Genomic DNA, 19,012 nt, shown 5'->3' with positions numbered 1-19,012 from the left:
TTTACTGGATGAACTTCTCCATAGTTGTACGGCCGACCTGTTTCTTGGCGTCGCGATGCAGGAGAATGACCTGCTCCGCTTCGGAAAGTCCATTCTGTCCGGCCTCGCGGAAGCTCTCGTCGGCGCTGATCTCGGGGGCCGGCGCGCGCGGCTGCAGCACCGTCACCTTCTGGCGGATGCCGCGGAGCTTTTCCTCGCCGAGCGTTGTCCATTCGCCGCCGCAATAGCCGGCGAAGGCCTGACTGGCGACGACTTCGCGGCCGTATTTCTTGGTCAGGATCTGCAGGCGCTGGACCTCGTTGACCGCCGAGCCGAAGGCGGAGAAGGTCAGGCGGTCCTTGAGCCCGACATTGCCGAACATGACGTTGCCGACATGCAGCCCGATGCCGTAGCCGATCCTGGAGAGGGCTTTCTGCTCGCGGTCCCTGTTGAGCTCGGCGACCCGCGCCTGCGCCTGATGGACGGCCGAAAGAGCCGCTTCGCAGGCGATCTTGGAAGGGTCCTTATGGCGCCCGCAGGGATAGACGGCGAGGAAGCCGTCGCCGAGGAAGCTCAGGATCTCGCCGCCATTGCGGTTGAAGGGGGCGGCAATCGCGTCGAAGAACTGGTTCAGCGTGTCGATATAGGCCTGCCTGCCTTCCTTTTCGGCATACATGGTGGATTCGCGCATGTCGCCCATGACCAGGGCCGCGCGGATCGTCTCGCCGTCGCCGCGGCGGATCTGGCCGTTCAGCACCCGCTTGCCGGCGTCGCCGCCGAGATAGGTGGTCAGCATGTTGTTGGCGAGCTTGCCGAGCACGGCCATTTTGGCCGCGACCGCCAGATGGTCCTGCATCCGCAGCAACGCGTCGATCATGTCGTCGGAAAAGCCGTTGTGGTGGTCCGTCGACCAGGAGCCCATCATGCCCTGCACCGAACCGTCGCCGAAAGGCTGCACGAAGGCGAGGTAGTCGGTGATGGCGTCCTTGCGCAGGTCCTCGAAGATCGGGAATTCATTCGGCCCTTCCTGCATCAGCCGGCGGCGAATGTGCTGCAGGTTGTTGTCGAGCAGATAATAATAGGGGCTCTGCAGGAAACGATCCGGCTTCTGGCCGGCGGGCATGCGGAAGCCTTCGATGGTGACGCCGCTGGCGCGCCGCCAGGTGAAGCTCAAGGCATCGTAGAGCGGGTGAAGCATTGAAAAACTGAGATGGACGCGCGCGATCGGCAGACCCGCCGCAGCAATTCTCTCGCAGAAACCGCGCACGATGTTTTCGAGGTCGTCACCTGCCAGCGAAGAGTTCGTCAGCCATTCGGCGACCCGGTCCAACAGGATGGAGGACACGCTGGATTCGATCGTGCTCATTCTCGGTATGATCCTCATAAAGCACGCCATCCCCAAGAACCAAAAATTCCTCTGCCGGCACATTTTCATGCGCAGGGCATAAGGAAATCAGGATGTACGAGCGGTATTATTGTGTCAACGATCTGCCGGAAGCCCGGCAGCGGCACCCCTCAGCTCCCCGGTCGGAGATCGGACGGGCAGTCCTTTCATGGCGGTTTATTATCAAAAGTCAAAATAGGGATGCTGCAGATGCGAAACAATGGGAGCCGGATTTTTTTGTGCTTTAAAGTTGCAGCAAAGCACGACGCCGGGGCATTTTCGCCACACCCGGCTAACGGATTAGAAGAGGGGGCTTCGTCGCCAACCGGCGGTATGCCGCCAGGGAGAAGAGGACCCCGGGTTTAATTCACCGCGATCATGCATTAGATCAGCTCCTGAATGTCCCATTTGAAAGATCCCGCCTTGGCCACCTCCACCTTCGATACGCTTTTGCAGAAGATCGAAACCCGCGCGGCGCGCGCCGGCATCATCGGGCTCGGCTATGTCGGCCTGCCGCTGGCGATGGCTGTGGCGCGCAGCGGTTTTGCAGTGACCGGCTTCGACATCGACCCTTCCAAGATGGTGGCTCTCGATGCCCGCCGCTCCTATATCGATGCTGTCAGCAATGAGGCGCTTACCGCCGAGATCGATGCGGGCCGCTTCCAGGCGACCACTGATTTCGCCGGTCTTGCCGCCTGCGACGTCATCATCATCTGCGTGCCGACGCCGCTCACCAAACATCGCGATCCCGACCTCTCCTTCGTCGAAGCGACGTCGCGTTCGATCGCCGCGCATCTGCGCCCCGGTCAGCTCATCGCATTGGAATCGACCACTTACCCGGGCACGACCGATGACGTGGTCAAGGTCATTCTCGAAGCCACCGGCCTGAAATCCGGCTCGGACTTCTTCGTCGGCTTCTCGCCCGAGCGCGAGGATCCAGGCAATCAGCACTATCACACCGCCACGATCCCGAAGGTCGTCGCCGGCGACGGTGCGCAGGCGCTGGCGCTGATGAAGGCTTTTTACGGTGCTGCGGTCTCGACCGTCGTCCCGGTCTCCTCGAATGCGACGGCCGAGGCGGTGAAGCTGACCGAAAACATCTTCCGTTCGGTCAATATCGCCCTCGTCAACGAGCTGAAGACCGTCTATGCGGCCATGGGCATCGACGTCTGGGAAGTGATCGACGCGGCCAAGACCAAGCCTTTCGGCTATATGCCCTTCTATCCCGGCCCCGGCCTCGGCGGCCACTGCATCCCGATCGATCCTTTCTACCTCACCTGGAAATCGCGCGAATACGAGCTGCCGACCCGCTTTATCGAGCTCGCCGGCGAGATCAATTCGGCGATGCCGCGTTATGTCGTCGGCAAACTCGCCGAAGCGCTCGACATTCGCGCCGGCAAGGCCCTGAGCCGTAGCCAGGTGCTGGTGCTCGGGCTCGCCTATAAGAAGAACGTCGCCGATATAAGAGAAAGCCCGTCGCTGCGGCTGATCGAGATCATCGAGGAACGCGGCGGCCGGGCGGATTATCACGATCCCTTCGTCGCCGAGATCCCGCCGACGCGCGAACACCAGGCCTTGAAGGGTCGCAGATCGGTGGCGCTGACGCCGGAGGCCATAGGCGGCTATGATGCGGTGCTGGTCGCAACCGACCATGATAAGGTCGATTATGCAGCGCTTTCGAAAAGTGCTTCGCTCATCATCGACACGCGCAACGTTTTCAACCGGCTCGGCCTCTCGGCCGATCATATCATCAAGGCGTAGTCGAAAGGCGACCGCGTTTTTGACTTTTCAAGAAATATGTACATATATCCGTACATTCGATAGTTGGGAAAGGATGCTTGATGGCACATGTTCGTTTGACGGAGTTCCGGCAGAACATCGCTACCTATTTTGATCAGGTCCTGTCTTCTCGGGCTCCTCTGCTCGTAACCCGTCAAGGTTCTGAAGCAATGGTCTTAATTGCCGAAAGCGAGTACGAGAGTATGCAAGAAACGCTGCACCTGCTCTCGACGCCTGCGAATTCTGCCCGACTGCGCGAGAGTATTGGACAGCTTCGCGAGGGCCGGGTGATAGAGAGCGATCCAACTCGCTGACATGAAGCTGCTATGGACCCAAAATTCCTGGGAAGAATACGAATACTGGCAGAAAACCGACCGGAAGATGGTCGAGAAAATCAATGAACTGCTGAGGGATGCAAAGAGGTCGCCCTTTCAAGGTCTTGGCAAGCCAGAGCCGCTGAAGGGCGATCTATCCGGATTTTGGTCGCGGCGCATCCTCGGAGAGCATCGGCTCGTGTATTGTGTAACAGGCAAGGGTTCCAGCCAGCAGTTGGAAATCATCCAGTGCCGATTTCATTATGAAAAATAAGCTTCCGCGCATTGCAGGTGGCGCCACGATCTATGTTACAGCGGTGCTATCGAAAGCGACTTGCCGGTCATCCGGCTGGCGGCTACGGCATAGCCGCCGGCTGCACCGTCGATGAAATGCATGTGGTCGCGTGAAATCGGCGTCGGCACGAAGCAGGTCATCAGCGCCGAGGACTGCCGGTGCAGGCCGTAGCGGGCAACGCCCTTCGCCCGCGCCTCTTCCAGCAGCGCCTCGATCCGTTTGAGGTGTGCGGCGTCGACGTCAACGGTCATTTTCAGCCCATCGTCGAATTTGCGGAAATCGGAATTGCCGGCGACGTCACCCTTGTAGCGGCGCGCATCGAAGCGGCCGAGCGGGATGCCGAGCCTGAAGCACACCACCGTGATGGCGAGCTGCAGGAAGATGATGAATTTCTGCCGCAGCCGCCGGCCGGCCGGCGCAGTGGCTTTGGCCTCACGATTGATGCCGTGCAGCGAGAAGGCAAGATCCGGCCCGTCCGCCGGCACGGGATGGCTGTCGCGGTTCTGCTCGGTGGTGATGGCGACGATGCCGTTGACGAGATCGCGGAATTCCTGTCCCGGCCGGCCTTCGCCGGGTATGGCAATGATCGAGACGATCTCACCGTTGCGCGCCTCGATCGGGCTCCAGCGACAGGAAAGCCCGGTCAGATCGGGCCGCGTTCCGGGTGCCGCGCGCTCGACGCCGTAATGGCCGAGCTTCATCTGTCTTTCGGCCCAGCTCGTGCCGCCGCCCCAGAACATCGCATAGGTTACGTGGGGACTTGCGGAATAACGCGCGACGCGGACGTCGAGACCCTGCGCACGGGTATCTGCCACGGGAACGATGGCGATGCGCAACGTCAGGCCCAGATCCTCCTCGACCCAGACCTGTACGGCGGCGAGCGCCTCGCGCGCCGTCTTCTCCAGCGAACCAGGCAGTGCGATCAGCGCGCCGTCGCCGCCGAAGACGAAGGGATAGTCGCGCTTGCCGACGGAATTCAATACCGCCGAGATGACGCTGGCGCCCGCCATGTTGACGTCCTTGTAGCGGCCGCCAGCGATCGCCTGCGTCGAGCCGACGATGTCGGCGAGCGCCAGCACCCATCCATCCGGAAGCGGCCTGTAGTTGGCAGCATCGGTCACGCCCTCGAACGCGCTGAAGAGCGGCATGGCGGCAAAGAAATCTTCGTCGGTCATAGTTGTCATGTCGTTCAGCTTAGCACAGACCCATGTTGCCACTGCAACGCCAATTCCCATTTACGGCAATCGACTTGGCAAGGTTTCATGTGTAAGCACCACAGAGTATTTTCATGACGGATACGGAATAGATGAGCCGCCTCGACAGCTTCATTCGCCGGTTGACGGCTCAACGCGATATTCTGAATGCGATTATCGATCTGGTCGAAGACATCGAAGGCCCGGTTTTGGAGTTCGGCCTCGGCAACGGCCGCACCTACGACCACCTGCGCGAGAAATTTCCCGGCCGGCGCATCGTCGCCTTCGACTGGGAAGTCCGCTCCTATTCGGCCTCGACACCGGCGCCGGAAGACATGGTGACCGGCAATATCCGCGAATCCGGCCAGGCCTTCCTCGGCATCGGCGCTGCACTCGCCCATGCCGATATCGGCACGGGGCATGACGAAATCGATGCCGTGACGCTGACCTGGCTGCCGCAACTGATGGCCGGCGTGCTCGCCCACAACGGCATCGCTGTCAGCGGCTTGCCGCTGGAGCATGCCGAGCTGGTGGCATTGCCGCTGCCTGAAGGGATCAAGGAAGGGCGGTATTTTCTCTATCGGAGGAAATGAGCAATAGTCCAGGCGTTTTCCACGTCGGTCGTTTTGGCCGTCCGGACGCATTATAACCTCGAACGCACGTAAGGGCGTAATGACGAACGCCTTAACTAATAAGCAGCTCTAAATTCTGAGCTTCGATAACCGCTTATTGCAATTTTTGCGCTTAAATTGTAGCTGTTTTCTATCCGGCACGACTGTCGTGGCAAGACGATGGTGAGTCGTCGGCGCGCTTGCAGCAAGCATAGATGGGGCATGGGTATGGGGTTTACTGAAGCTGTTCGGACGGTTCTAACGCAGAAATACGTCACCTTCTCCGGCAGGGCATCTCGCTCGGAATATTGGTGGTTTCAGTTGTTCAGTTGGGGGATAGGGGTCGCACTTTGGATTTTGAGCTTGTTGCTGACGCCGAACAGCGCTTCGTCAATGTCCAACCCTTTCTCGATCATCGGAGGATTGATTTCACTCGCATTCATTCTGCCACAGATAGCCCTTCAGGTTCGCCGCTTTCATGATCGCAACATTTCCGGTTGGTGGTATCTCGGACTTATCGTCGCGTGGATCATTCCTTTTGCTATTTTCATTTCGCTTATTGCGATTTTCGTGATCGATGTACTTCCGGGCACGCGGGGTCCGAACAAGTTCGGCGGGGATCCGCTGCGTCCGGAAGTTAGAGCAGAGGTCTTTGCCTAGAGCATGACCATTCGCAACGTCGGCCTGCTGGCGGCGCTATTTCTGGCCGCTTTGGCGCAATTTTCGCCTGCGCAAGCGCAGCAGGTCGAAGGCGGCGATCGTCAAAGGAGCGCCGCCGGGGCCGAATATGCCTCGCAGTGCTTGCAGAATGGCCTGCGGTGCAGGCTCGTCTATGGCGACGCCTCTGAAAAGACCGAACCGGCATCGAACACGACGTCGTCACCACCCCAGCGCAGGCCGCTGGCGATCCCGCGAGAGCCGGTCATCAGCGGTCCTTTGGCCGTGGTCGTCGTGTTTTTCGGTCTCATCGTGGCCATCGTGCTGTGGCTGCGTTTCGGCAATGGCGGCGTGCTGCTGTCATCGGCCCCGCGCGAGATCAAACGGCGGGGAGAAGCGCCGGAAAGCTGGCGCACGTCGGCAGCTGAGGCTGCGGAAGGGACGAGCGATTTCCTGGAACGCATTGCCGCCATGGCGGATCGAAAGCAGGCGCTCGTGCTGCTGCTCAGGCATTGCCTGCTTCACGCGGCGGATATCACGGGAACGCGCCTTTTCCGCTCGGATACGGAACGGGCCGTTTTCGCCCGCCTGCCGGCAAACTTGCCTGACCGCGATCGCCTCGAAAACCTGCTGACAGCGGTGGAACTCGTGCATTATGGCGGCCGCAGCTTTGCGGACAACCATTTCGGCGTCCTTCTCAAGACCGCGCGCGGCTTGCTCTCGACAGGCAGACTGGCCGCCCATGCGTAACTCTACCCCGCTTCTGTTTCTGGGACTGCTGCTCGCGCTGGCGGCGCTGGCAATCTTTGCGCTGTCCAGAGGCAGCGATTACGACCGCTCTCCTCTCGGCAACAAGGGATTGGAACTATGGCTGCAAGCCAAGGGCATACCAGTCCTCCGATCCGACCCTCATGTCAGCCAGGCGCATTCGGAAGTCTCGCTGCGCATCCTTCCCCTGTCGATACGCCAAGGCGAGACGGCCGCGCCGCAGACGGACGAGGAACTGGGTAATGTAGGCCCGGAAAACCTCATCGAAGAGGCAAGCCGATACGATCTGCCGACGCTGATCATTTTGCCGAAATGGCGCGGCAACGTGTCGACGGATGGTGTCGCCAGCAAATCGGGACTGGTCGATCTCGTCGATATCGGCCGCGAGCTGGAAAAGATCGGTTATTCGGATTTCGGCTTCGCCCGCAGCGAGACGGGTTTCGAAGAGGCGCAGCTGGACCTGAAACCAGGCCAGCCGATCAAGATCGCCCTCTATCACGCCCAGGCCTTCGAGCGCTCGAGCATGCCGGAGGGCTGCGAGGAGATCGTCGGCATGCCGTTGGGTGCGCTGCTCGCGCGTTGCGAGGACAATCCCAACGTCTACCTGCTGTCTGATCCGGATCTCTTGAACAATCACGGCCTGGCCTTGGCCGACAATGCCTCCTTCGCCGTGTCGCTCGTCACTGTGCTGCGTGGAGCGGCCGAGACACGGCCGGTCTATCTGGATACGGCCGGGCGGCCCCTGGATGACGAGGAGCGGATCGACGAGGGTCGCACCTATGAGCGCTCCGCCTCCGATCTCAAACGATTTTTCGCCTATCCCCTATCGCTGATCTGGGGAACGCTGCTCGCCGTGGCGGCGATCTGCTTCTGGCGCGGCGCCTATCGCTTCGGGCCGGCTTTGCCGGAGGCAGCCGCAAACACCGAAATGTCGAAAACAACAGCGATCGAGGCGACGGCGCGTCTGCTGCGCCTGTCCGGCAATGACGGGCGGATGACCGAGCAGTTCGTTCTCCATCTTCTTGCCGACAAGGCGCAACTGCTCTTTGGCCCGGGGGCCGGAAATCAGGCAGGCATAGATCGGCTGTTTCAGCGCCTGGCGCGCCGCGATCAGGCGGCGGCGCGGGCATTGCATACGTCGGCGCAGGCGCTGATCGAACGCGGGCATCTGATGACGCGGGCAAACCTGCATCGCAATCTCGAGACATTCAGAAAATCGCTGGGGAGCATGGACCTTGGATCTAGGTGAATTTCGCAATCTTATCGCTGCTGTTCGCGGTGAAATCGGCAAAGCGGTGCAGGGGCAGGATGCGATCATCGATCTCGTCCTGATCTCGATCTTTGCCGGCGGGCACTGCCTCGTCGAAGGCCCTCCCGGCACGGCCAAGACCTTGCTCGCCCGCTCCGTTTCCGCCGCGATGGCGCTGCAATACCGGCGCATCCAGTTCACGCCCGACCTGATGCCAGGCGATGTCCTGGGCGTCAATCTCTTCAATTTCCAGACCAATCAGTTCCACCTGACCAAGGGGCCGGTCTTTACCGACATTCTTCTGGCCGACGAGATCAACCGCGCTCCGCCGAAAACGCAATCCGCCCTTCTACAGGCGATGAACGAGCGGATGATCACGATCGACGGAACCGATTATTCGCTCGGACCGGATTTCTTCGTGCTCGCCACGCAAAACCCGATCGAGCAGCAGGGCACGTACCCTCTGCCGGAAGCGCAGCTCGACCGCTTTCTCTTCAAGCTTATCGTCGATTTTCCCGACCGAGACACGGAAATCGCAATCCTCTCCCGACATGCGGACCAGGCGCTGAAATCGGATGTGCGCAATGCCGGCATCCGTCCGCTTGTTACGAGCGAGGCACTCGCCGCCGGGCGAGCGCTGATCGATTCCATCCATCTCGACAAGACGATCCTGACCTATGTCGTCGATCTCGTGCGCGCCACGCGTTCCGATCCCGATATTCTTTACGGCGCATCCACTCGCGCAGCCGACGCCCTCGCCTCGGCCGTGCGCGTGCGCGCGGCGTTCGAGGGGCGCGATTACGGCTTGCCGGATGATGTTCAGGCTCTGCTGGTCCCGGCATTGCGTCACCGCATCGTGCTCTCGCCTTCGGCGGAAATCGATGGCCGCACGCCGGACGAAGTGCTGCGCAACATCAAGAACCGCGTGGATGCGCCCCGTTAAATGCGGCCATCCCCATATCTGATCGCGCTCGTTCTGATCTGTGCCGCGGTGACGGTCTTCGCCAGCGTCTGGTGGCGCGACATGACCTTCCCGCTGCTGCTCGTATGGCTTGCCCTTGCAATGTTAACGGTCGCCGATCTGGTCCTATCGAACCTCTCCGGCCGGATGGCGGTCAATGTCGATCTGCCGCCGCAAGGTTTCGTCGGCCATACCACCGCATTCACCGCCGGCATCCGGCCGCAGAAGGGCGCGCTGCCCCAGAAAATCGAGATCCGGGTCGATCTCGCGCCCGAACTGGTCATCGGCGAAACCAGATGGCTGAAGCCGGCACCGGACGCGGGAGAGAAACTTCTCAAGGTCTCTCTGGACCTGCATCTGAAACGGCGCGGACAGTTTGCGGTCAACGAGCTGTGGCTGAAGTGGCCGTCGCGATTGAAGCTGCTCGAATTGATTGCGCGCATGCCGGTCGGTAAGGAAATCGCCGTTCAGCCTGATATATCGCCCGTGCTTTCAGGAGCGATCAAGACCCAGATCCTGCCGCTGGAGGCCGGCCAGAAGGATTTGCGCTTGCGTGGCGAGGGATCGGAGTTCCATCAGCTGCGGGAATTTACGAGCGGCATGGACCCGCGCAGCATCGATTGGAAGCGGTCGGCGCGCATGCGCAGCCTCGTCGTGCGCGAAATGAGAGCCGAGCGAAACCACCAGATCATCCTATGCGTGGATTCCGGGCGGCTGATGGCCGAGCAGCTCGCCGGTTTCACCAAGCTCGATCGCGCCATCAATGCCGCACTTGCCATGTGTTGGGGCGCGGGCCTTGCCGGAGATCTCGTCGGCTTCTACAGCTTCGATAGCCGCCCCCGTCTTTTCGTGCCGGCCCTGCCTGGGCGCGCGGCCTTTCCGCGGTTGCAGACGGTGTGCGCCAAGCTACGCTACGAAACCCAGGAAACCAACCACACGCTGGGGCTGACCCATCTGTCCGGACGCCTGAAGCGCCGTTCGCTCATTGTGATATTCTCCGATTTCGTCGACACCATCACGGCGGAGCTGATGATCGAGAACATACAGGTGCTCGCCCGGCATCATTTCGTCGTCTATGTTGCCCTGCGTGATCCGATGCTGACGAAGTTCATCGAACCGGAGGAGACGACGCTCGATGCCGTCGCCCGCTCGGTTGCAGCGCGCCAGGTTTTGAACGAGAGGCGCGCGGTCATGGAAAAGCTGGCGCGCATGGGCGTACTCTGCCTCGACAGCACCCCGGAGGCGCTGACGTCGGATCTCATTGCGCGCTATATCGAAATCAAGTCCCGTGAGATGATATGATGGATATCGGTATCGACGGCAGGATAGATACGGGCGCGACGGTGAATGTCGGCGCCGTCCAGAACGATACGCTCCGCTCGGCCCGTTTCCGGCTGGAGCGCGAGGCGCACTGGCGTCAGTTGGACCAACTCGTGACGCGCGCCGAGAAGGGCGGCGCGGCCGCGCTCGGCTATGACGAGGTTCGCAATCTCGCGGCCGGCTACAGGCAGGCGATGAACTCGCTGAGCGTGGCGCGCGACATTTCTCTCGACCGCGCCCTCATCGCCTATCTGGAAAGCCTTTGCGCCCGGGCCTATCTCGTCGTCTATGCCCCACAGGAGAGCCTCGGCGGCCTGACCGCCCGCCTGCTGCTGCGGGGTATTCCGCAGGCCGTGCGCCGCTCGGCCCTGCCTCTCTTCATCGGCTTCCTGGCGCTCATTCTGGGCGCGCTCGCAGGGTATAAGCTGTGCGTAAGCGACCCGAGCTGGTTCTATACCTTCGTGCCGCCGGAGCTCGCCGATCAGCGCACGCCCGATGCATCGGCCGATTATCTGCGCTCCACGATCTACGGCGATGAAGGGCATGACAGCGACAGGCTCGCCGCATTTTCGGCCTTTCTGTTTTCCCACAACACCACCATCGTCATCCTCATCTTCACGCTCGGCATCTTCGTGTCGGTGCCGAGCTTCATGCTGACCTTCTACAATGGGCTGATCCTCGGCGCGTTTTTCGCGATGTTTGCGCGCAAGGGGCTTGGTTATGACGTTTTCGCCTGGCTCTCGATCCACGGCGTGACCGAGCTTGCGGCCATCGCCATTGCCTGTTCGGGCGGCGCGAGACTGGGCCTTGCCGTTCTCTTGCCCGGCGCGCGAACACGCAAGGAGGCCTTGCGCCACCAGGCGCATGACGCCGTGAAACTCGCGCTGCTTGCGGCATTGATGCTCGTCGTCGCAGCCTTCATCGAAGGATTCCTGCGCCAGCTGATACAGGACCCGGCCTGGCGCCTCGCCATCGGCTGGGGGATGGGCCTCTTTTGGGTCGGCTGGCTGCTGCTTGGAGGCCGCCAGGGCAAAGCTTCGCGTGAGGTGGCGCGATGAATCGAACGGACAAAGACGGCAAGCGCGTCGAGCAGTTCATTCCGCCGGAGGGCGTGCCGATCGATTTCGCCATTGCCTCGCTCGGAACCCGTTTCGGCGCGCAATTCCTCGACATGATCTTCACCGTTCTCATCGTTGGCATCATTGCTTTTTTGATCCTGTACACCGGCCTGCTGCCTGCAAGCGCGGAGGCGATGCTGACGGTGCTGCTGGGCTATCTGGTGGGGGTTCCTTATTATGTCCTTTCGGAGCTGATCTGGAACGGACGCACGCTGGGAAAAAGAATAACCGGCATCCGCGTCATCAACATGGATGGACGGCGGCTCACGCCGCATCAGGTGACCGCACGCAACCTCATGAAGGAGGTGGAGATCTTTGCCCCCATGGGACTGCTGGCCTCGGTCGGCACCCAGTCTGCCTGGGAAAACGGTCTGACCAGCCTCTGGCTTCTGGTGGTCGTGGTCGTGCCCTTTACCAATCGCCGCCGGCAAAGGCTCGGCGACATCATCGCCGGCACCCTTGTCGTCGACAATCCGCGCTCGGTGCTCCTCTCCGACCTCGCTCTGTCCGTCCCCGCCGCCGCGTCATCGCAGTCGGCCTTCGAATTCCTGCCGGAACATCTCGATATCTACGGCAAATATGAACTCCAGACCCTGGAGGACGTGCTCCGCGACGCCACGAAGACGTCCAACACCAAAGAGATCGTCCAGATCGTCCGAACCATCACCCGCAGGATCCGCTATGAGGATACTGTCAAGCCCGGCCAGGAACTCACTTTCCTCAACGAGTTCTACCGCGCCCAGCGCGAGCATCTGGAAAGCCTGAAGCTGTTCGGGACGCTGCGTGAGAACAAGTATCACGAGCATACGCGGACGGAGGCGAAAAAGCTTGTTTGAGGTGGGGTGAATTGCCCGCCAAGCAAACTTCCTCATTCCTGTGCCCGTCACAGGAAACCAGCCGCCGCGCGTCGGCGCGGTGAATGATTCACCTCTCGTAACAGAAAAGAAAAGAGTTTCTACTGACCAAGGACTTGGGAGGCTGGATCTCTGTGACAAGCACAGAGATGAGGGGAGGGCGCGCGGACCCGTCAGTGCGTAGACGGCTAACCATTCTCCCCAATCAGCTCCCATATATCCACCTTCTCAGCGCGCCCCTTCACCTGCGCCAGGCCGAGCGGCCGAAACGCGAAACGGTCCCCAACGGCATCGTGAATGGCCGCGCTGACCAAGATCGACGTAGCGAATTCCTTGTTCAATCCCTCCAGCCGTGAGGCGACGTTGATCGTATCGCCCATGGCTGTGTATTGCTGCCGCGAAATCGCGCCGAAACTGCCGACGACGGCGGGGCCGGTGTGGAGGCCGAAGCGCGTGATGAGCGAGGGACGGCCGTTCGCTCTGTTCTCGTCGTTCAGGCCGTCGATTGCCGCTTTCATGGCGAGCGCGCAGCGGCAGCCGTTTTCGGCGTGTCTGGCATCGGGAACGGGGGCGTTCCACATGACGAAAATGGAATCGCCGAGATATTGCACGACCGTCCCGCCATTGCGCTCGGCGATGGTGTTCAGCAGTTCGAAATAGGCCGACAGCGTATCGACCACGTCTTCGGGCGAATTCTGCTCGGATATGGTGGTGAAGTCCCGGATGTCGGTGAAGAGCACCGTCACATCCTGCCGTTTGGCCTTGACGACCGCTCGCCCTTCAGGGCTGACGATGCGCCGCACCACTTCACGCGGAACGTAGAGGGCGAACTGGCCGATGGCGTGGCGGCTTGCCGAGAGCGCGGTCGCCAGCGTGTTGATCTCCGTTATCCAGGAATGCGACAGGGCCTTCTCGCCGAGATCGAGATCGCCGATCCGGCGCGCTTCGTCGGAGAGCCGGTAGAGAGAGCGGCTGACCATGCGGGACAGCACCACCGATGCGCCGACCCCCGCGATCAACAGGGCACCGGCAATCAAGAGATTGCGCACGAGCAGCCGATTGGCCTCCTCCACCAGGTCCTCGAGCGGCACGACGATTGCGGCTGTACTCCCCTGAAACAGGCCGGAGACGCTGACGGGGGCGATTTGCACCAGATGGCTTTCGCCATCGAGATCGAGCCGCGCCAGACCGCCGCTTGCGAAGGTGGGATCTCTCCTCAGCCTAGCCACGGCTTCGAGGCTCCTGTCGAAACTGTTTGCCGTCGCGGCGAAGGCGCCTGATGTTCTCGCCCACAATCCGATGATCCTGCTCATGATTTGAGCATTGGAATGAGCGACGAGATGGCCGCCGCCATCGATGATGTAGGCTCGGGCATGGGGAGAAATCGCCTGCGCATTCAGCAGGCGGCCGATCGTCTGCAGATGAATGTTGATGCCGATAACCACCCGGCCGTCATCCTTCATCGGCGCCGCGATCGTCAGCGTGGGAACATTGAGCGTTCCCGTTACATAGGGCCCGACGGAAACCGGCACGCCGTCCTGGACGACGGATTGGTACCAGGGACGCTGGCGCGGATCGAAGGATGCATAATCGATGTCGCGCTCGCCGATCGATCTTGCCTGGCTGTCGAGAAAACGAAGTGTCGATAGGACATCTGTGCTTTGTCTCTCCGCGATCGTTCTGACCGCGAAGGCTGCGCCATCAGGCGCCGCCAATGCCTGCCGGACATCCTTCCTCGCGGTGTTGATGACCTGCAGATAGGAGCCATCGGGATAGCCGGTGTAGACGCTCGTCGCCTCGGGAACGTTTCGCAGAACCTCCAGAAAGAGTTCCTGTTTTGCCTTGATATCCTGAGACGGCGGGGAAATCAGCTGCGGCAGGGTCGATGCCAGCGACATCGCCTCGGTGCCGCCCCGCAGCGTATTGCGGTACCCCTCGACCAGCCGCAGGCTCATCTCGCGCATCTGCTGCGCGCCGGCGTTCACCGCAGCGGTGCTTCCCTGCTGGAATGCCATCCAGATGATCGGCATCGACGTGCAAATCAGCGACGCGACGACCAGGACGCCGAGATGCACTCTGAGCGGTTTGGACCAGCGCACGGGATTCCCCTCGAAATGCGGACACGTCTCAGCGCACCTATCGTCCCAATGCTCATCCAGCCGTGCGAAATGAACGTCCCCAACGATATCAGCTAACTGCTTTTTTGAGGCTTGCACAAGGCGTTGATGTCAGCACTCCGGCCGTCGCGGATAGCTTCATGGCAGCTGCGAAAATTGCCCGTCAGTGGCTCCATCTCCTCGCAGGCCTCCACTTCGTCAGGCCGGTTGTTGGGGCGCGAACGAAGAGCCCGCGATTGAATAGCCTCCAAGCCTCTCGAAAATTCCCGGAGCCTTTCTATTTGCGCCATAGCCGGTATTTCATCGGTTCGCCGTTGAGGCGGCGAGGGATGATTTTGGATGGAGCCGTTTTATTGATGCAAAATACTTCTCAGCCCAAGGCGGCATGGACGCTGGCCGATTTCCTCGACACTTATCGTTATTGGGCCCTGTTTCTTGCCTCGCTGCTGGCGGGGCTCGGCGGAGAGGGGCTCAACACGGTCCTTCCGCTGATCTCGCGGGAGACCGGGAGCAGCCATCAGACTATTGCGATCTTCTATCTCGGCTCCAATGCCGGCTGGATCATCGGCGCCTTCCTCGCCTTCGTCGTTGCCAGCCGCCAGGGCCGGCCGGCGCTGATCGTGCCGCTTGTCGTCTGTGCTCTTGTCGCCGTCAGTGTCGTGGCAGCGCCGTCGCTCTGGGCCTCGCCGGTCTTTCTGTTTCTGTTCGGATTGTCATTCGGCACGGTCCGGGCCGTGTTTCCCCTTGCGATTGCCATATTTCTGGTCGGGGGACGGCCCGGCAAGGTCGACTTCGGCTGCGCGCTGACGCTGATGTCGGCAACAATCCTGACCGCGGCCTTCGCGCCCATCGGCACCTCCTGGCTCTATCAAGGCGATCAAGGCGGGCTGCCTGTGATCCTCGGTTTCCTCGCCTGCCTGGTGATTGCCGTCATCCTGCTGCTGCCGGCGCGGCGCCTGTCTTTCGATGATATGCCGCGCCAGCGCCACAGGCCGCTCACGCCGCAAAAGCGATCGCCGCTCATGGTTGCCGCGATCCTGACCACGCCGCTGGCGCTGATCATTCTTCTCAGCCTCATCTACGGTTTTCAGGGCGGTGATATGGAGGCGAGCGGCTATTTCGAGATCACGCTGATTTTCGCCCTGCTGGTGCTCGTCGTCGCGATCGCCGCCTTCATCTACCTTGCCTACTGGTGCTATCGCATCCATGGCGAGCTTGCGGGGTCCGCACCCTCGCAGCGCCTGCTGACACCGCTTACCGCCATGCTGATCGCGATCCTCGTGCCGCTCGGTCTGCCGATTCTGCTGATGACGCTCGGCGATCTCCTCAACGATCGCGGCCGTGAGAGCGGTCAAGGGCGCCTGATTTCGATTGCTTGGCTCGCGCTCTGGAGCTTCCTCTTCCCGCCGGTCGCCATCGCTTTGGTGCAGAATGCGGCGAACAGGAGTTATGATTGGGTTTCCCCGGAGGCCGCTTAAGGACGGGTAGGTCGCCTCGAAACAGCGTGGCTGGAGAACGTCGCGTGAAAGCAATATCGCGAGCATTCGCGAATATTTACGGCAAAAACAGCACGTTATACTGATCGAATTCGCCTGGCAGATCGCGAACCTTCATTTCCACTTCGCGATCCTCGAAGAGGACGAGGCAATCTTCGTAGAAGCCGGACAGCATCGAGATGAAAGCTTTCGTACCCTCGGGACCATAGAAGAGCGGCGTGAATTCCATATAGAGCGGCACCCGGCGGGCAAGCAGCGGCTGCATCGACCGGCAGGCGACCGGTTCGTAGCCTTCGATGTCCATCCAGACCAAGCCGATTGCGGCCGGATCGATCGAAAGGCCGGACAGGATCCCGGATACCGGCTTTACCGGCACGCTGATCTTTTTGTCCGTCGGGCTCTGGCGGATGGCGCTGCTCTTGCCATGATTGTTGAGGTTCAAGAAAAAATCGATCTCGCCTTCGCTCTCACCGGCGGCGCAATTGACGAGACGGACTTTCTCTTCCAGCCGGTTCTGGCGGATGTTGTGGGCAAGCAGCGGGAAATTGCGCGGGTCGGGCTCGATGCTGACGATTTGGGCATAGGCGCCGCTCAGCGCAAAATAGACGGTTTGGGTGCCGATATTGCCGCCGATCTCGAGCAGCGCCGTTTCCTTCCTGAGCAGGCCGCGCTCACGCAGGATGACGATCAGCCGGTCGACGGCATCGCGTTCGAAATGGCCCTTCCGGAAGACCTTGCGGCCGATATAATCCGAGGGCGAGAAGGTCATCAGATGGTCGCCGGCATCGACCGTCATCGATACCACGCGCGGGCCGATATTCTCGATCAGCAGGCGGCGGCCGAAACGGGTATTGAAAAAACGTGAGGCCGCGGCGTTGCGCGCTTTGCGCAGGCGGCGGCTCCAATATTTGGCGGTGAGCCACGGCTTGCCGGGCATTAGTCTTTTCCTTCGAGCGGTTCTGCCGCTTTCTCTCTCGGAATGACATAGACTTTCAAGGGCAGGGCACGGCCGCGCACGCTGATTTCACGGCTTTCTATGCCGGCGAGATCGGCCCCGGAAAGGTTGGCCACAGGCTCGGAGATGACGACCGCCGCTTCGAACTCCTTGGCGGCGGTCTCGAGCCGGCTGGCGACGTTCACGGTATCGCCGATCGCCGTCATGCTGCGCACCCGGCCATATCCCATCGTGCCGACCACGGCGGGGCCGGTGTGGATGCCGATGGCGATGCGCAGCGGCAGCGTCAGCTCGTCGGCAAGTTCTGCGGCGAGCTTGTCGATCCCCGCGACGATCGCCGCCGCTGCGCTCAGCGCCTGGCGGCAGGCTTCGTCCGGTGCAGTGTTGAGGCCGAAGAGCGCCATAGCGCCATCGCCGATGAACTTGTCGAGCCGCCCGCCCGCCTGTTCCACCGCCTTGCCGATAATGGCGAAATAGCGGTTGAGCAGGAAGACGACGTCGAAGGGCAGGCGCGTTTCCGTCAGCGTGGTGAAATGACGAATATCGACGAAAAGCACGGCGATGTCTCGCTCGCGGCCCGGGCTGGTTTCCTGGCTGTTGGGGGGAAGCGTCGGTTCGACCGCCGGCACGAGAAGCGGTGCGACCGTAATGTCGGCGTTCGGGCGAAGTTGGCAGGCGAGCCGGACATCCGGGCCGGCCTTGATGCGCTTCAGCGTCGTCTGTTCCATCTTGTCGGGAGGCGGCAGATTTTCGTAGTCGCCGAGGATCTGCACCCGGCAGGTGGAGCATTGGCCCTTGCCGCCACAGACGGAATAATGCGGCAACCCGCCGAGGCGGCTGGCTTCCAGTACCGTGAAGCCGCGCGGCACGCGAATGACCTCGCCGCCCGGATAATGCACGGCCACCTGATCGAGCCGCTCCTTGATCCGGCGCCGCGCGCGGGCGGCAACGACGAGGAGCAGTGAGGCCGAGAAGGCGCCGTAGAGCCCGGCGCGGACCGTGGCGATCTGGCCGCGAACCTCCGGATCGGAGACATAATGGGCGTTGACGCTCTGCTCGTAGGGATTGATCGTCAGCTGATAGGAAGGGTCGGCGAGCGTGCGGCCCATCTGCACGAAGCCGAGGAGCGAAAGCACCGGCACGAGGATTGCCAGCGCCAGCAGCAGCGGCGTCAGGTTGATGTACCATGGCCGATAGCGGAGCCAGAAATGGATGCCGATGCAGCCGTGGGTCCATACCGCAAGCACGGCGAGCGCCTGCCGCATGCCTGTCGACGGCGACCTGATCCACTGCATGCTGACGATCGTCTCGTAGTCGTCGATATAACCGTAGAGTTCATGGGCGACGCGCGTGCCGATGACATGATCGATGAGAAGCAGCGGGATCAGCAGGCCGAGCGCGATCTGGGCTGTTTCCCCCTTGGGCATGACGAGGCTGCGGCGCATGTAGATGGCGCGCAGCACCAGGGTCATGTGGATCAGGATCGAGGAATAGAATACCGCCGTCCCGACGGGATTGCGCCATATGGCGAGAAAAAGGCCACGGGCCTTGTCGGCGGCGTTAAGCGAAATCAGCCCCAGCGCATGGTTCGACAAATGCAACAGGACGAAGATGAAGATGACGAGGCCGGAACCGAGCCTTGCCCTTCTGATCGCGCGTTCCGAAAAAATCCCTGTGGCCGAGACCGTCGTCATTCATTCCCATTCTTGTCGTGTCAGTTGAGTGGCCATAGAGATTGGGAACGAGGCGGAATTGCTTCGGTCGCGATCACATTTCATATGTTTATGCGCAACTTTTAGAGAAGGCGGCAATAACGGAATTTTTCGGCCGCAAGCCTGTGGTTTGCAACTATGCTGGCGTGCGCTCGGCCTGAACCTCCATCGCTTTGATTTCATTACATGTGATCGCAGAGTGGGCAGGCTGGAAATCATCCGTGATCGGGCGTCGGCGCCAACTTGGAAA

At 61.2% G+C, this 19,012-nt stretch carries 17 protein-coding genes; 12 read left to right on the top strand and 5 right to left on the bottom strand.

Annotated features, from left to right (window positions below; genetic code table 11):
- Position 1 precedes the first annotated feature (1 nt).
- Positions 2–1,345: an adenylate/guanylate cyclase domain-containing protein gene (locus ATY77_RS28210; RefSeq protein ID WP_088689793.1), complete on the bottom strand. Its 1,344-nt coding sequence runs from the start codon at positions 1,343–1,345 to the stop codon at positions 2–4.
- Between the two features lie 441 nt (positions 1,346–1,786).
- On the opposite strand from ATY77_RS28210, the gene ATY77_RS28205 reads away from it, so the two are divergent.
- The 3 genes from ATY77_RS28205 (at position 1,787) to ATY77_RS28195 (ending at position 3,730) form a co-directional block, all read left to right on the top strand.
- Positions 1,787–3,124, top strand: a complete 1,338-nt coding sequence (locus ATY77_RS28205) for a nucleotide sugar dehydrogenase (protein ID WP_088689792.1) — start codon at positions 1,787–1,789, stop codon at positions 3,122–3,124.
- Between the two features lie 80 nt (positions 3,125–3,204).
- Positions 3,205–3,456: a type II toxin-antitoxin system prevent-host-death family antitoxin gene (locus tag ATY77_RS28200; protein WP_088689791.1), complete on the top strand. Its 252-nt coding sequence runs from the start codon at positions 3,205–3,207 to the stop codon at positions 3,454–3,456.
- A 1-nt stretch (position 3,457) separates the two neighbouring features.
- Positions 3,458–3,730: a Txe/YoeB family addiction module toxin gene (locus ATY77_RS28195; RefSeq protein WP_088689790.1), complete on the top strand. Its 273-nt coding sequence runs from the start codon at positions 3,458–3,460 to the stop codon at positions 3,728–3,730.
- 35 nt (positions 3,731–3,765) lie between these two features.
- On the opposite strand, the gene ATY77_RS28190 is transcribed toward ATY77_RS28195, so the two are convergent.
- The gene (locus ATY77_RS28190) at positions 3,766–4,935 is read right to left on the bottom strand and encodes a DUF3095 domain-containing protein (RefSeq protein WP_088689789.1); all 1,170 of its coding nucleotides are present in this window, start codon (positions 4,933–4,935) and stop codon (positions 3,766–3,768) included.
- Positions 4,936–5,057: 122 nt separating this feature from the next.
- Between ATY77_RS28190 and ATY77_RS28185 the strand changes: the two genes are divergently transcribed.
- The 8 genes from ATY77_RS28185 (at position 5,058) to ATY77_RS28150 (ending at position 12,464) form a co-directional block, all read left to right on the top strand.
- Positions 5,058–5,537 (top strand): class I SAM-dependent methyltransferase, encoded by a 480-nt coding sequence (locus tag ATY77_RS28185; protein ID WP_088689788.1) that lies wholly within the window; start codon positions 5,058–5,060, stop codon positions 5,535–5,537.
- Positions 5,538–5,783: 246 nt separating this feature from the next.
- A complete protein-coding gene (locus tag ATY77_RS28180) occupies positions 5,784–6,215 on the top strand; it encodes a DUF805 domain-containing protein (RefSeq protein ID WP_088689980.1) in 432 nt (143 codons plus the stop codon).
- Positions 6,216–6,218: 3 nt separating this feature from the next.
- Positions 6,219–6,962: a hypothetical protein gene (locus ATY77_RS28175; RefSeq protein WP_088689787.1), complete on the top strand. Its 744-nt coding sequence runs from the start codon at positions 6,219–6,221 to the stop codon at positions 6,960–6,962.
- Entirely contained in the window at positions 6,955–8,229 is a 1,275-nt protein-coding gene (locus ATY77_RS28170) for a hypothetical protein (RefSeq protein ID WP_088689786.1), read from the top strand. Before ATY77_RS28175 ends, ATY77_RS28170 begins: the two co-directional genes overlap by 8 nt.
- Positions 8,216–9,172 carry a MoxR family ATPase gene (locus ATY77_RS28165; protein ID WP_088676256.1) on the top strand — a complete coding sequence of 319 codons (957 nt, stop codon included), beginning with the start codon at positions 8,216–8,218 and terminating at the stop codon, positions 9,170–9,172. The genes ATY77_RS28170 and ATY77_RS28165 overlap by 14 nt, the downstream gene beginning before the upstream one ends.
- Positions 9,173–10,492 (top strand): DUF58 domain-containing protein, encoded by a 1,320-nt coding sequence (locus ATY77_RS28160; protein WP_088689785.1) that lies wholly within the window; start codon positions 9,173–9,175, stop codon positions 10,490–10,492.
- Positions 10,492–11,568, top strand: a complete 1,077-nt coding sequence (locus tag ATY77_RS28155) for a stage II sporulation protein M (RefSeq protein ID WP_088689784.1) — start codon at positions 10,492–10,494, stop codon at positions 11,566–11,568. The genes ATY77_RS28160 and ATY77_RS28155 overlap by 1 nt, the downstream gene beginning before the upstream one ends.
- The gene (locus ATY77_RS28150; protein WP_088689783.1) at positions 11,565–12,464 is read left to right on the top strand and encodes an RDD family protein; all 900 of its coding nucleotides are present in this window, start codon (positions 11,565–11,567) and stop codon (positions 12,462–12,464) included. Before ATY77_RS28155 ends, ATY77_RS28150 begins: the two co-directional genes overlap by 4 nt.
- A gap of 206 nt (positions 12,465–12,670) precedes the next feature.
- Here the strand turns inward: ATY77_RS28150 and ATY77_RS28145 are convergent, their stop codons facing one another.
- The gene (locus ATY77_RS28145) at positions 12,671–14,581 is read right to left on the bottom strand and encodes an adenylate/guanylate cyclase domain-containing protein (protein WP_088689782.1); all 1,911 of its coding nucleotides are present in this window, start codon (positions 14,579–14,581) and stop codon (positions 12,671–12,673) included.
- Between the two features lie 374 nt (positions 14,582–14,955).
- Between ATY77_RS28145 and ATY77_RS28140 the strand changes: the two genes are divergently transcribed.
- Positions 14,956–16,077: a hypothetical protein gene (locus ATY77_RS28140; RefSeq protein WP_088689781.1), complete on the top strand. Its 1,122-nt coding sequence runs from the start codon at positions 14,956–14,958 to the stop codon at positions 16,075–16,077.
- 76 nt (positions 16,078–16,153) lie between these two features.
- Here the strand turns inward: ATY77_RS28140 and ATY77_RS28135 are convergent, their stop codons facing one another.
- On the bottom strand, positions 16,154–17,032 hold the full coding sequence (locus ATY77_RS28135; RefSeq protein ID WP_088689780.1) for an FkbM family methyltransferase: 879 nt from the start codon (positions 17,030–17,032) through the stop codon (positions 16,154–16,156).
- Positions 17,032–18,744 carry an adenylate/guanylate cyclase domain-containing protein gene (locus tag ATY77_RS28130; protein ID WP_088689779.1) on the bottom strand — a complete coding sequence of 571 codons (1,713 nt, stop codon included), beginning with the start codon at positions 18,742–18,744 and terminating at the stop codon, positions 17,032–17,034. The genes ATY77_RS28135 and ATY77_RS28130 overlap by 1 nt, the downstream gene beginning before the upstream one ends.
- Positions 18,745–19,012: the final 268 nt, after the last annotated feature.

This window comes from Rhizobium sp. R634 (assembly GCF_002211305.1).
In the GTDB taxonomy this organism is placed as follows: domain Bacteria; phylum Pseudomonadota; class Alphaproteobacteria; order Rhizobiales; family Rhizobiaceae; genus Rhizobium.
Note: the sequence above shows the minus strand (reverse complement) of the source record. Positions and strands in the feature narration are given on the sequence as shown.